12 protein-coding genes are annotated in these 12,761 nt (G+C 53.5%); 9 read left to right on the forward strand and 3 right to left on the reverse strand.

Annotated features, from left to right (window positions below; all coding sequences use genetic code 11):
• The first annotated feature begins 1 nt into the window (after window position 1).
• From FCH32_RS09310 to paeA, 4 genes are all read left to right on the forward strand, one after another.
• Window positions 2–1,024, forward strand: coding sequence for a Gfo/Idh/MocA family protein (locus FCH32_RS09310; RefSeq protein WP_174360800.1), 1,023 nt, complete (start codon window positions 2–4; stop codon window positions 1,022–1,024).
• Window positions 1,025–1,230: 206 nt separating this feature from the next.
• The gene (locus FCH32_RS09315) at window positions 1,231–2,775 is read left to right on the forward strand and encodes an MFS transporter (protein WP_115259597.1); all 1,545 of its coding nucleotides are present in this window, start codon (window positions 1,231–1,233) and stop codon (window positions 2,773–2,775) included.
• Window positions 2,776–2,785: 10 nt separating this feature from the next.
• A complete protein-coding gene (locus FCH32_RS09320; protein ID WP_137363251.1) occupies window positions 2,786–3,856 on the forward strand; it encodes a glycoside hydrolase 5 family protein in 1,071 nt (356 codons plus the stop codon).
• Between the two features lie 166 nt (window positions 3,857–4,022).
• Window positions 4,023–5,360: a polyamine export protein PaeA gene (gene paeA, locus FCH32_RS09325; RefSeq protein WP_096758548.1), complete on the forward strand. Its 1,338-nt coding sequence runs from the start codon at window positions 4,023–4,025 to the stop codon at window positions 5,358–5,360.
• A gap of 84 nt (window positions 5,361–5,444) precedes the next feature.
• Here the strand turns inward: paeA and FCH32_RS09330 are convergent, their stop codons facing one another.
• Window positions 5,445–5,651, reverse strand: a complete 207-nt coding sequence (locus tag FCH32_RS09330) for a DUF1107 domain-containing protein (RefSeq protein WP_003025710.1) — start codon at window positions 5,649–5,651, stop codon at window positions 5,445–5,447.
• A 326-nt stretch (window positions 5,652–5,977) separates the two neighbouring features.
• Between FCH32_RS09330 and FCH32_RS09335 the strand changes: the two genes are divergently transcribed.
• On the forward strand, window positions 5,978–6,535 hold the full coding sequence (locus tag FCH32_RS09335) for a YtfJ family protein (RefSeq protein ID WP_096758549.1): 558 nt from the start codon (window positions 5,978–5,980) through the stop codon (window positions 6,533–6,535).
• Here the strand turns inward: FCH32_RS09335 and cysQ are convergent.
• The gene (cysQ, locus tag FCH32_RS09340; RefSeq protein ID WP_115259599.1) at window positions 6,525–7,265 is read right to left on the reverse strand and encodes a 3'(2'),5'-bisphosphate nucleotidase CysQ; all 741 of its coding nucleotides are present in this window, start codon (window positions 7,263–7,265) and stop codon (window positions 6,525–6,527) included. The genes FCH32_RS09335 and cysQ overlap by 11 nt on opposite strands.
• Window positions 7,266–7,454: 189 nt before the next feature.
• Here cysQ and cpdB point away from each other — a divergent pair, with 189 nt between their 5' ends.
• The gene (gene cpdB / locus FCH32_RS09345) at window positions 7,455–9,398 is read left to right on the forward strand and encodes a 2',3'-cyclic-nucleotide 2'-phosphodiesterase (RefSeq protein ID WP_137363250.1); all 1,944 of its coding nucleotides are present in this window, start codon (window positions 7,455–7,457) and stop codon (window positions 9,396–9,398) included.
• A gap of 95 nt (window positions 9,399–9,493) precedes the next feature.
• Here the strand turns inward: cpdB and FCH32_RS09350 are convergent, their stop codons facing one another.
• Window positions 9,494–9,868 (reverse strand): winged helix-turn-helix transcriptional regulator, encoded by a 375-nt coding sequence (locus tag FCH32_RS09350; RefSeq protein WP_115260000.1) that lies wholly within the window; start codon window positions 9,866–9,868, stop codon window positions 9,494–9,496.
• An 88-nt stretch (window positions 9,869–9,956) separates the two neighbouring features.
• Between FCH32_RS09350 and FCH32_RS09355 the strand changes: the two genes are divergently transcribed.
• The 3 genes from FCH32_RS09355 (at window position 9,957) to FCH32_RS09365 (ending at window position 12,752) form a co-directional block, all read left to right on the forward strand.
• Window positions 9,957–10,805: an SDR family oxidoreductase gene (locus FCH32_RS09355; protein ID WP_153880277.1), complete on the forward strand. Its 849-nt coding sequence runs from the start codon at window positions 9,957–9,959 to the stop codon at window positions 10,803–10,805.
• Window positions 10,806–10,886: 81 nt separating this feature from the next.
• Entirely contained in the window at window positions 10,887–11,711 is an 825-nt protein-coding gene (locus FCH32_RS09360; protein WP_174360801.1) for an AraC family transcriptional regulator, read from the forward strand.
• Between the two features lie 75 nt (window positions 11,712–11,786).
• Complete coding sequence (locus tag FCH32_RS09365) at window positions 11,787–12,752, forward strand: DMT family transporter (protein ID WP_174360802.1); 966 nt, start codon at window positions 11,787–11,789, stop codon at window positions 12,750–12,752.
• Window positions 12,753–12,761: the final 9 nt, after the last annotated feature.

Consider the following 12,761-nt stretch of genomic DNA (forward strand, 5'->3'; position numbering starts at 1 on the left):
CATGAAAATGTTAAATGCCGCCATTATTGGTGCCGGTGCCATCCACCGTAGTCACGTCAACGCCCTACGGCTCTTGCCGGGGGTGACGCTACGCGCGCTGGTCGACACCGACAGCGTCAACGGGCTACAGCAGGCGATGGCCTACAACTGCCGCTTTTATCCCAATTACCGGGAAATGCTGCTGGATAACGACATTGACGTCGTGCATATCTGTACGCCGCATTTTGAGCATAAAAATATGATTCTCGCCGCCCTTGCTGCCGGGAAGCATGTGTTTTGCGAAAAACCGGTAGGCATGAATGGAGGGGAAGTTGCCGACATCGCTGACGCCGCAGCCTCGGCGCCGGGACTGCTGGGCGTGTGTTACCAAAACCGACTGAATCCCACCAGCCTACGCATACGCGATGAACTGGCGAAAAATACGCTTGGCAAAATGCTCAGCATGAAAGCCGTGCTGACCTGGTCACGCTCCGGGGCGTACTACAGCGACAGTCCGTGGCGCGGGCGTTTTGCCCGCGAAGGCGGCAGTTTGCTGATTAATCAGGCCATTCATACTCTCGATCTGATGCAGTGGTTCGCCGGGGGCGTCACACGCTTAAAAGGCGTGGTGGATAGCAGCGAACTGGCAGCGGTGACGGAAGCAGAAGACAGCGCGATGGCAACGCTGCATTTTGCCAACGGTGCACGTGGCCTGTTTTACGCCAGCAACTGCAATACGCTCGATTCGCCGCTGCTGCTGGAGATCCACTGTGAAAACGGCATGCTTCAGCTAACTGACAACGCGCTATGGCGCGTCACAAAGGACCAGCGCCTGAAGCTGGAAAGCGATGGTTCACCAGACGGCAGCGCCAAAAGCTACTGGGGTCTTGGTCACCAACTGGCCATTCGCCAGTTCTATCATGCTATTACCCATCGCGGTCAGACAGAATATATCGATATCCATCAAGCCCAAAAATCGCTGTTGATGGTGGACGCTATTTATCGTTCATCTCTGACGCGACAATGGATAAATATTAATAATTAAAATTCATTAAGCATTCCATAAGTAAATAAATAAGCCGGGTAATACCGGCATACAGATACCCTATACACAAAATCATTCAAGATGCATCAAGGCAGCAAGTCTGGTAACGCCCAGGCGCTTACATAAGTAAGTGACTGGGGTGAGCAGGCGTAGCCAACAAAGAGGCTGCTTGAAGGATGACGTATATATACACTGGAAAAATAATTATGGTTAAACCAACTGAACGCAGAGTCGGTTATGGCGTGGCAATTGGCTACGGCATCACTGATTTATTTGGCGGCGGGGCTTTCGCTATTATCGGCACCTGGCTGTTATTTTTTTACACTACCTATTGCGGTTTAAGCGTCCTGGAGGCAGGTTCCATATTTGCTATTGCCCGCGTGATTGATGCTTTACTCAGCCCGATTATGGGCTACGTCACCGATAATTTTGGCAATACCTGGCTTGGGCGGAAATTTGGCCGTCGCCGCTTCTTTTTATTACTCAGTTCGCCGCTCATGTTTCTCTATGCCCTGCTGTGGCTGACCGATATGGGTTACTGGTATTACCTGGGAACCTATTTGTCGATTGAATTGCTGTCGGCCATGGTACTGGTACCGTGGGAAACCCTGGCAGCAGAGATGACTAACCGTTACGAAGAGCGCAGCCGCCTTTCCGGCGTGCGCATGATCTGCTCGCAGCTCGGCGGCTTTCTGGCCGTCTCAGTTCCCGGCATTCTCATGCAGTTTACGGGCAAAGATAATCCGTTTACCTACACCCTGACCGGGATTATCTTTTCCGTCGTTTTCTGTATCGCCGTGTTTATTACCTGGCGCTGCACATGGGAGGCCAAAGATGTGCAAGAGGAGACATTTAAAACGGACCTTCAGCGCAGTAGCGGATTGTTCAATCATCTGAAGTACCTGGTACTCGATCTCTTCTCCTCGTTCAAAATTCGCGCCTTTCGTTTGCATATTATTATTTATATTTTCTCTTTCACCGCGATGGATGTATTCGGTTCAGTATTTACCTTTTACGTTATCTATTGTTTGAATCAGGATGCTGCATCGGTTTCCGGCTGGTTAAGCATTGCCGCGTTTGCGTCGGTGTTTGGCACCTATGGTTTTATGCTATTACTGAATAAACTCAATATTACGCCGTCCGCGGCGCTGCGACTCTCTTATAGCTGTATATTTGCGGTGCTGGCATTTTTATTTATTATCTATTACACCCAAACTCAGGTCTCCAACGTGTTGTTCTCCGCCGTCTTTATTCTGCTCGGCATGGCGCGCTCGGGTCTCTATTATATTCCGTGGAATATTTACAGTTTTATCCCCGATATCGACGAGATGGTGACCCAACAGCGGCGCGAAGGCATTTTTGCGGGCGTAATGGTACTCACCCGCAAGAGTACCGTGGCTATCGCTATCCTGCTGATCGGCATGGTGCTGGAGGAGTCGGGTTTTGTGAAAGGCAGCGGCGCCCAGCCTGCAATGGCGCTGCACGCCATTATCGGCTTGATGATCTTTGCTACCACCGCGCTGCTGGCCGTCAGTTTCTACACCACCTACAAATTCAAGCTCACGCGTGAGACGCATAAATTGCTGCTCAAAGAGATAGCCCGCCGCAAGCTGGGAGGCAACTATCGCGACTGCGATGAGGAAACACGGGTGGTGATAAAGCAGCTCACCGGCTACGAGTACGATGAAGTCTGGGGTGGCAGTGCAACGCAGCGGGCCACGGGGCGCGTCAGTCTTTCAGAAGCAGAATAAGGAGCGCATCATGTATAAACCCTGGAGCAAAACGCAGGCACAGCGCTGGCATCAGCAGCAACCCTGGGGCTGTGGTTTTAACTATTTACCACGTACAGCGGTCAACTGGCTCGACATGTGGCAAGCCGAGAGTTTCGATATCCACACCATCGAACAGGAACTTCGCTGGGCCAGCCAGTACGGCTATAACCAGCTGCGAACGAACTTACCGTTTACCGTCTGGCAGCATGACCGCGATGGCCTGATTGGCCGTATCGACACCTTTCTAAGCATTGCACACGCCCACGGTATCAAGGTGATGTTGACGCTGCTCGACGACTGCGCGTTTTCCGGCGATGAACCGTTTATCGGCCTGCAAAAAGCCCCGGTTCCCGGCGTGCATAATAGCCAGGCGGCGGGCAGTCCGGGACGGGCCTGCGTAATGGACAGAACCTGCTGGCCACACATTGAAGCCTACGTTCGCGATATCATTCGATACTATCGTCATGACTCGCGCATCTGCGTCTGGGATCTCTACAATGAGCCCGGCAATGGCGGGATTTTCTGTAGCACAGGTGAATTTGCCCGTTACGACGACCGGCTGGAAATTTACGCCTTGACCCTGCTAACCCACCTGTTTAGCTGGGCGCGACAGGAGTCGCCGTCTCAGCCCCTAACCGTCGCCGCCTGGCATATTGACGATCGCGCAGCATGCGGGAACGCCTTTACCCATCCGATAGATGTTGCCGCACTGCGACTTTCAGATGTCATTAGCTACCATGCGTATGTTGATACCCCAGGCCAACTGTCTCTTTTGTCACAGCTCGCTGAGTTTGGCAGACCGGTTTTCTGTACCGAATGGCTGGCCCGCCACGTTGGTAGCCGAATAGAAGAACAGCTGCCGCTGTTTAACGCGCAGCGCGTTTCCAGCTATCACTGGGGGCTGGTGCAGGGCAAAACGCAAACCTGGCTACCGTGGCCGGATATCGAGCTCAACGACAAGACCGCACAGCTATGGTTTCATGATGTCCTGAAGCCAGACGGTTCACCCTATTGCGAACAAGAGATGCAGACCGTACGCCGGATTAACGCCGTTGGATAAGCCGCAATAATCCCCCTCTGGCGACTTTACAGTACCTTACGCTATACTAGCTTCTGAATTTACCGGCTCACTTCCACGAGCCGGTCTTTAGTTTGAATTCAATATAGATTCATACGGATTTATCCATTTCCCTTCCGAGGATCTGGCCTTAACGGCTGGATAAGATATGTTAAACAGTATTTTAGTCATTCTCTGCCTGATCGCCGTGAGTGCGTTTTTCTCGATATCCGAGATCTCGCTTGCCGCATCACGCAAAATTAAACTTAAGCTGCTTGCCGATGAAGGCAACATTAATGCGCAACGCGTAATGAAGATGCAGGAAAACCCCGGCATGTTCTTCACGGTGGTGCAAATTGGCCTTAACGCCGTCGCCATTCTTGGCGGTATCGTGGGTGATGCGGCATTTTCCCCGGTCTTTTACGGCCTTTTCTCAAAGTACTTTGCTCCAGAACTGTCCGAACAACTGAGCTTTATTTTGTCGTTCTCGCTAGTAACGGGTCTGTTCATCCTGTTCGCGGATTTAACCCCGAAACGCATCGGTATGATTGCGCCAGAAACTGTGGCTTTGCGCATCATCAACCCGATGCGCTTCTGTTTAATGGTGTTCCGTCCGCTGGTGTGGTTCTTCAATGGGCTGGCAAACAGTATTTTCCGGCTGTTCAAGATCCCAATGGTGCGTAAAGATGACATCACCTCCGATGATATCTATGCCGTATTTGAAGCCGGTGCGCTGGCGGGTGTCTTGCGTAAGCAGGAGCATGAGCTGATCGAAAACGTGTTCGAACTGGAATCCCGTACCGTACCGTCATCCATGACCTCACGTGAGAACGTCATCTGGTTCGATCTGCACGAAGATGAGCAGAGCCTGAAGAACAAAGTGGCGGAACATCCACATTCCAAGTTTCTGGTGTGTAACGAAGATATCGATCACATCATCGGCTACGTGGACTCCAAAGATCTGCTGAATCGCGTGCTGGCCAACCAAAGCATGGCGCTGAACAGCGGCGTGCAGATCCGCAATACGCTGATCGTCCCGGATACCCTGACGCTGTCTGAGGCGCTGGAAAGCTTTAAAGCCGCAGGCGAAGACTTTGCCGTTATCATGAACGAGTACGCGCTGGTGGTGGGCATTATCACACTGAACGACGTGATGACCACGCTGATGGGTGACTTAGTCGGTCAGGGCCTGGAAGAACAGATTGTGGCGCGTGACGAGAACTCCTGGCTTATCGACGGCGGTACGCCCATTGATGACGTGATGCGCGTACTGGATATCGACGAGTTTCCGCAGTCCGGCAACTATGAAACCATCGGTGGTTTTATGATGTTTATGCTGCGTAAAATCCCGAAACGTACCGACTCAGTGAAGTACTCAGGCTATAAATTCGAAGTGGTGGACATCGATAACTACAAGATCGATCAGCTGCTGGTGACGCGTCTGGACAGCAAACCCACCGTTTTGGTGCCAAAGCTGCCGGATGCGAAAGAAGACGGCGCGGCATAAGTTTGCCGACCTGAAAACATCAACGGCTCCTGTTACAGGAGCCGTTTTTTTATAGACTACGTAAACTACCGCATAGCACTTTGATCAAGCCATCTCAGTTTGCAGACGCAAGACCTGACGGTTAACTTCGGACATAACAGAAAAATGCAGTTTGTCCTTCACTTTTGGGATAAGAATCTTACCCTTATCAAATTCAAAAGCGCCTACGTCCTTGATATATAACCGTCCACGAAACAGGATCTTCACGTACTTCGCCACCTGCAGCGGGTTGTACCGTTGGAAAATTTTCATTGTTGTCTCCTGCTGAGCATTACGCCTTTGCGGTACCACAATCGGTCCGACAATCCTCAGGCGCAAATTTTAATGCCATATGACTATAGACTATCTCTACGTTGTTTCCAGCGTGTATAAGTTTATTTACCTTCAGGTTACAATTATTCAGAATTATCTTTTCAACGTTTCGCTGTCCTCAGTATAAGCCTTCATTTTTCACAGGATTTGTGCGCTCGTCCGCAAACTGGCATTGCGCTTGCGGGAAAAAGCATCAATCGCACATATGCTTAAACTCCACACCCAAGTGGTCGGATCACCTGCAAAATAAGAAAGAAGGAAACACCATGACCTTACAAAAACTGCTGGCACTGTCGTGCCTGTTGCTGCCGATGATGGCCTCTGCCCATAAATTTGAAACCAACCAGCGCGTGCCGCCGGTCGGGATCGCCGATCGCGGCGAACTGATTCTTGATAACGATAAGTTTAGCTACAAAAGCTGGAATAGCGCGCAGTTGCCGGGGAAAGTTCGCATTGTGCAACACATCGCCGGACGCACCTCGGCAAAAGAGAAAAACGCCACATTGATTGAGGCCATCAAAGCGGCGAATCTGCCACACGATAAGTATCAGACCACCACCATCGTTAACACGGATGATGCCATTCCCGGCTCCGGCATGTTTGTACGCAGCAGCCTTGAGAGCAACAAGAAGCTTTACCCGTGGTCACAGTTTATTGTCGACAGCAACGGCATCGCGCGTAAAACCTGGCAACTGGACGAAGAGAGCTCAGCCATCGCGGTCCTCGACAAAGACGGTCGCGTTCAGTGGGCGAAAGACGGGGCGTTAACGCAAGAAGAGGTGCAGCAGGTTATCGCCCTGCTGCACAAATTGCTCAGTAAATAGAGACCCGGAAGCCGGGGTTAAGGAACGATTCACGCGGGGTGTAATCCAACGGTTTACCCTGCCAGTCGTGAACGTGCGCTCCGGCTGCCGCGGCAACGGCGTGGCCTGCTGCGGTGTCCCAGACGTTGGTCGGCCCAAAACGCGGGTACAGCTGTGCCTGCCCTTCTGCCACCAGGCAGAACTTCAGCGATGAGCCAATCGACGTGGTCTGGTGCTCACCGAGCTGTTGCAGATACTCTTTTAGCTCGTTGTCGGCATGCGAACGGCTTATCACCACCAGCGGTGGACGCGCGTCGCGCACCTGGATTTGTTTGTGCACGCCGCACTCTTCTTTCCAGGCTTTACCTTCGGCCGCGCTGTACATCACCTTCATTACCGGGGCATATACCACGCCCAGTACCGGTTTTCCTTTCTCGATCAGCGCGATATTAACGGTAAATTCACCGTTACGTTTGATGAACTCCTTGGTACCATCCAACGGATCAACCAGCCAGTAACGCTGCCAGTGCTGGCGGATATCCCAGCCCGGCGGGTCCTCTTCTGACAACACCGGAATATCCGGCGTCAGCGCCTGTAATCCTGCAAGGATCACCGTGTGCGCGGCAATATCCGCCGCCGTGACCGGAGAATCATCCTGCTTGCTGGTGATTTCTATCGGTTTGATTCCATCGTAGACCTGCATAATGGCATCGCCCGCGTTCCGTGCAAGCTGGCATACATGTTCTAGCATTCTCCACCTCATTTATAGCAGCGGTGTTAACTCGTTGTTTTACTTATACCCGATCGTCAGAGGATCCGCCAACTGTGATAGCGCCTGCGGTTTTAAACGCTCTATTCATGGCATGATTCACACTTCTGTAAGCAATAAGCTGTATATACATTTTCTTTTGTGGCCTGGTTCTAAAAAGGATGCCCTCTGATGATTAAGTTTAGTGCAACGCTTCTGGCCACGCTGATAGCGGCCAGCGTGAATGCCTCAACCGTCGATCTGCGCATAATGGAAACCACTGATTTGCATAGCAATATGATGGATTTCGATTATTACAAAGATACGCCAACGGAAAAATTCGGTCTGGTACGTACGGCAAGTCTGATCAATGCCGCCAGAAATGAAGTCAAAAACAGCGTACTGGTCGATAACGGCGATCTGATTCAGGGCAGCCCGCTCGGGGATTACATGGCGGCGAAAGGGCTGAAAGCCGGCGAAACGCACCCGGTTTATAAAGCGCTGAATACGCTGGATTACGCGGTCGGCAACCTCGGCAACCATGAATTTAACTACGGTCTGGACTATCTGCATAAGGCGCTCGCAGGCGCGAAGTTCCCTTACGTTAACGCCAATATCATCGACGTTAAAACCAAAAAACCGCTTTTTACCCCCTATTTGATTAAAGACACCGAGGTGGTCGACAAAGAGGGTCACAAGCAGACGCTGAAAATTGGCTACATCGGTTTTGTGCCACCGCAAATCATGACCTGGGATAAAGCCAATCTCAGCGGCAAAGTGACAGTGAATGACATCACCGAAACCGCACGTCAATACGTACCGGAAATGCGGGCCAAGGGCGCGGATGTGGTCGTCGTGGTGGCTCACTCGGGCCTTTCTGCCGACCCGTATCAGGCTATGGCGGAGAACTCGGTTTATTACCTCAGCGAAGTACCGGGTGTTGATGCCATCATGTTTGGTCATGCTCACGCCGTGTTCCCGGGGAAAGACTTTGCCAACATCAAAGGCGCAGATATCGCTAAAGGTACCCTGAACGGCGTTCCGGCAGTAATGCCAGGCATGTGGGGCGATCATCTGGGCGTGGTGGATTTGGTGCTGAATAACGACAGCGGGAAATGGCAGGTCACCCAGGCGAAAGCTGAAGCCCGCCCGATTTATGATGCGGCGGCAAAAAAATCCCTGGCCGCTGAAGACACAAAAATCGTTGAGATCCTGAAAGCCGACCACGACGCCACGCGCGAATTCGTCAGCAAACCAATCGGTAAATCGGCCGATAACATGTACAGCTATCTGGCACTGGTGCAGGACGATCCAACCGTGCAGGTGGTGAACAACGCGCAAAAAGCTTACGTTGAACGCTTTATTCAGGGCGATCCGGATCTGGCGAAACTGCCGGTACTTTCCGCCGCCGCACCGTTTAAAGTGGGCGGCCGTAAGAACGATCCGGCCAGCTTTGTTGAGGTGGAAAAAGGCCAGCTCACCTTCCGCAACGCCGCCGATCTGTACCTCTATCCCAACACGCTGGTAGTGGTAAAAGCCAGCGGTAAAGAGGTGAAAGAGTGGCTGGAATGTTCCGCAGGACAGTTTAATCAGATTGATATTCACAGCAGCAAACCGCAGTCGCTGATCAACTGGGATGGCTTTCGTACCTATAACTTCGACGTGATCGACGGCGTAGACTATCAGATTGATGTGTCACAACCCGCCCGCTACGACGGCGAATGCCAGACGATCAACCCGCAGGCAGAGCGTATTAAGCATCTGACCTTTAACGGTAAACCTATCGACCCGGACGCTACCTTCCTGGTAGCAACCAATAACTATCGCGCCTACGGCGGTAAGTTTGCTGGTACCGGCGACAGCCATATCGCCTTTGCCTCACCGGATGAAAACCGCTCGGTGCTGGCCGCATGGATAGGGGCCGAGACGAAGCGTGCCGGTGAAATTCACCCGGCGGCGGATAATAACTGGCGTCTGGCGCCGATCCACAGCGAGACGAAGCTGGATATTCGTTTTGAAACCTCGCCGTCCGATAAAGCCGCCGCGTTTATCAAAGAAAAAGGACAGTATCCGCTGCAAAAAGTCGCCACCGACGATATCGGTTTTGCGATTTATCAGCTGGATTTGAGTAAGTAATTTTAGTGCCGGATGCGACGCAATAGCGTCTTATCCGGCCTACGCATGAAGCCGACTTGTAGGCCGGATAAGCGCAGCGCCATCCGGCACATCGTTCACCCCGGGATCCGCTGCGCCAAAACCTGCGGTAAATTCATTTCTATCCAGTCCGCCAGTGCGGCGACTTTATCACTCACCTGCTCACCCAACGGCGTCAGACTGTATTCCACGTGCGGCGGTACCACCGGATACGACACCCGATTGATAAACCCGTCCTGCTCCAGCGCCTGTAAGGATTGCGCCAGCATCTTTTCACTGACACCGCCCATCTTACGGCGCAGATCGCTAAAACGGTGCGTGCCGTCGCGCAGCGCCACCAGAATCAATACTCCCCAACGGCTGGTAACGTGTTTTAACACCTCGCGGGAAGGACACTGTTCAGCAAATAAGTTGCCGTCGCGCAGTTGCTGAGAAAGCGTCGAATCTGTCATTTTCATACTTACCTTTTTGTGCGTACTTACTAAAAGTAAGTTTAGGTGTTAGCGTGAGTCAACACAAGACAAAAACCTGGAGTTCCTCATGATTGCGATTACCGGCGCCACTGGCCAACTGGGCCAACACGTTATTGAAAACCTGCTGAAAACCGTTCCCGCCAGCCAGATTGTGGCGATTGTGCGTAACCCAGCTAAAGCCGCTACCCTCAGCCTGCAGGGTATTACCGTCCGCCAGGCGGATTACACCGACGAAGCCGCCTTTACCACCGCGTTGCAAGGCATCGACAAACTGCTGCTGATCTCCTCAAGCGAAGTCGGACAGCGTACCCCACAGCACCGCAACGTGATCAATGCGGCGAAATCTGCACGTGTGAAATTCATCGCCTACACCAGCCTGCTGCATGCCGATACCTCCCCGCTGGGGCTGGCAGATGAACACGTGGCAACCGAGAAGATGCTGGCAGAATCCGGCCTCGATTACGCGCTGCTGCGTAACGGCTGGTACAGCGAAAACTATCTCGCCAGCGCCCCCGCAGCCCTCGAGCACGGCGTGTTTATTGGTGCCGCCGGAGACGGCAAAATCGCCGCCGCCACCCGCGCGGACTACGCTGCTGCCGCCGCGCGCGTCATCAGTGAAGAAGGCCATGCCGGGAAAATCTACGAGCTGGCGGGAGATGAAGGCTGGACGCTGAGCCAGTTGGCCGCCGAACTGGCTCAACAGAGCGGCAAAAAAGTGGTGTATCAGAACCTTAGCGAGGCCGATTTTGCCGCCGCGCTGAAAGGGTTTGGCCTGCCTGCCGGACTGGCAGAAATGTTGGCCGACTCTGATATCGGTGCCTCAAAAGGCGGGCTGTTTGACGACAGCCATACGCTGAGCACACTGATTAAACGCCCGACCACATCGCTGGCGGAGAGCGTCAGCGGCATCGTATAACTGTTAAAATTTGGTTAATTACGGTGGCATCCCCGCGCATCCTCTCTGATAATGATAAGACGATGTGTGGGGAGAGATAACGTGCAGGGTGTACCTGAGCAGTTTATTGATGAGAAAGACAGCGCCCGTTTTCGCCATCTGGCGCAGATACCGGGCGTTGAGCTGTATCATGCGCATATCTCGCGTTACGCGTTTGAGCCTCATACCCACGAAGCGTTTGGCATTGGCGCGATCGAAGCCGGCGCCGAGCGTTTTCGCTATCGTGGCACCCAGTACGTGGCACCGGCCCATTCCGTCGTGACCATGAATCCCGATGAGCTGCACACCGGCGAGGCTGAAACCGCCGACGGCTGGCGCTACCGGATGATTTATCTCGAGCCCTCTCTTCTGCAAGAGGTCACTGGGATCCGCCACTGGTGGTTCCATGATGTGACGCGCCACGATCCCCACCGTTCACGCCAGATCTGTTCGCTGATCCACGGGATGTGGAACACCGAGGATCCGCTGGCACAAAAAGGATTGCTGCTCGATCTGATCGACACCTTCCAGCCACTGGCTCGTCATGCGCCGGTGTCGCAGGAAGGCTCGCATCGCTTTGATCGCGTGCGCGAATATCTGCATGATAACTACATGCACCCGGTTACGCTCGACGAACTGGCTCGCGTGGCTGCGCTCAGCCCCTGGCATTTTCAGCGCCAGTTCAAACTGCACTTTCACGTCACCCCGCATCAGATGCTCATGGCTGTTCGCCTGTGGCGAGCCAAAGACTTTCTCACGCGCGGTATGCCCGCCGCCGACGTTGCTGCGGTAACCGGCCTGACCGACCAGTCGCACCTCACCCGCGCGTTTACCCATCGCTACGGTATTACGCCTGTGCGTTATCAGAAGCAGGTTTATTCGCGCTAATGCGCAATCTCATACAATACAGCGGCGTTTTCCCTGCCTACACTCGGCGCAATGTTCAATGATGTGGATGTCAAAATGATTAGCGGTGTGTTGTACGCCCTGCTGGCGGGGTTGATGTGGGGGCTGATTTTTGTCGGGCCGTTGATCGTGCCGGAATACCCGGCAGTATTACAGTCGATGGGACGCTACCTGGCGCTGGGGCTGATTGCCCTGCCGCTGGCCTGGCTGGGTCGCGGACGTCTGCGTCAGCTATCGCGCAAGGATTGGAGAACCGCGCTGGCTCTGACGATGATGGGCAACCTGATTTATTATGTTTGTCTGGCCAGCGCCATTCAGCGCACCGGTGCGCCGGTCTCGACGATGATCATCGGCACGTTACCGGTAGTGATCCCGGTCTTCGCCAATCTGCTCTATAGCCAGCGTGACGGTAAATTATCCTGGTGGCGTTTGGCCCCGGCGCTGGTGCTGATCGGCATTGGCCTGCTGTGCGTGAATATTTCTGAGTTGAATCAGGGGTTACCTGATTTTAGCGGCTGCCGCTACGGGTCGGGTATCGCCCTGGCACTGGTTTCCGTGGTGTGCTGGGCATGGTATGCGCTGCGTAATGCCCGCTGGTTGCGTGAAAACCCCGATAAGCATCCGATGATGTGGGCCACCGCCCAGGCACTGGTGACGCTGCCCGTTTCTCTGCTCGGTTACATTGCGGCCTGCCTGTGGCTGAACGGGCAAACGCCGGACTTCTCCCTGCCCTTCGGCCCGCGTCCAGGCGTATTTATCGGCCTGATGGTCGCCATTGCGGTGCTGTGTTCGTGGGTGGGGGCATTGTGCTGGAACATCGCCAGCCAAAAGCTGCCAACGGTGATCCTCGGGCCGTTGATTGTATTCGAGACGCTGGCGGGACTGCTGTATACCTTTATCTTGCGCCATGAAATGCCGTCGGCGCTGACGATTAGCGGCATCGCGTTATTGGTTATCGGTGTGGTGGTGGCCGTCAGAGCCAAGCCGGAGAAACCGAGCGTCGTCGTGGTTCCACAATCATAATGTGCCGAA

This window comes from Citrobacter gillenii, from assembly GCF_013337685.1.
Classification (GTDB): domain Bacteria; phylum Pseudomonadota; class Gammaproteobacteria; order Enterobacterales; family Enterobacteriaceae; genus Citrobacter; species Citrobacter gillenii.

What these genes read in the sequence shown, in the direction of transcription:
- FCH32_RS09310 (WP_174360800.1), top strand. Translation starts at nt 2, where the DNA reads ATGAAAATGTTAAATGCCGCCATTATTGGTGCCGGTGCCATCCACCGT.
- FCH32_RS09315 (WP_115259597.1), top strand. Translation starts at nt 1,231, where the DNA reads ATGGTTAAACCAACTGAACGCAGAGTCGGTTATGGCGTGGCAATTGGC.
- FCH32_RS09320 (WP_137363251.1), top strand. Translation starts at nt 2,786, where the DNA reads ATGTATAAACCCTGGAGCAAAACGCAGGCACAGCGCTGGCATCAGCAG.
- paeA (WP_096758548.1), top strand. Translation starts at nt 4,023, where the DNA reads ATGTTAAACAGTATTTTAGTCATTCTCTGCCTGATCGCCGTGAGTGCG.
- FCH32_RS09330 (WP_003025710.1), bottom strand. Translation starts at nt 5,651, where the DNA reads ATGAAAATTTTCCAACGGTACAACCCGCTGCAGGTGGCGAAGTACGTG.
- FCH32_RS09335 (WP_096758549.1), top strand. Translation starts at nt 5,978, where the DNA reads ATGACCTTACAAAAACTGCTGGCACTGTCGTGCCTGTTGCTGCCGATG.
- cysQ (WP_115259599.1), bottom strand. Translation starts at nt 7,265, where the DNA reads ATGCTAGAACATGTATGCCAGCTTGCACGGAACGCGGGCGATGCCATT.
- cpdB (WP_137363250.1), top strand. Translation starts at nt 7,455, where the DNA reads ATGATTAAGTTTAGTGCAACGCTTCTGGCCACGCTGATAGCGGCCAGC.
- FCH32_RS09350 (WP_115260000.1), bottom strand. Translation starts at nt 9,868, where the DNA reads ATGACAGATTCGACGCTTTCTCAGCAACTGCGCGACGGCAACTTATTT.
- FCH32_RS09355 (WP_153880277.1), top strand. Translation starts at nt 9,957, where the DNA reads ATGATTGCGATTACCGGCGCCACTGGCCAACTGGGCCAACACGTTATT.
- FCH32_RS09365 (WP_174360802.1), top strand. Translation starts at nt 11,787, where the DNA reads ATGATTAGCGGTGTGTTGTACGCCCTGCTGGCGGGGTTGATGTGGGGG.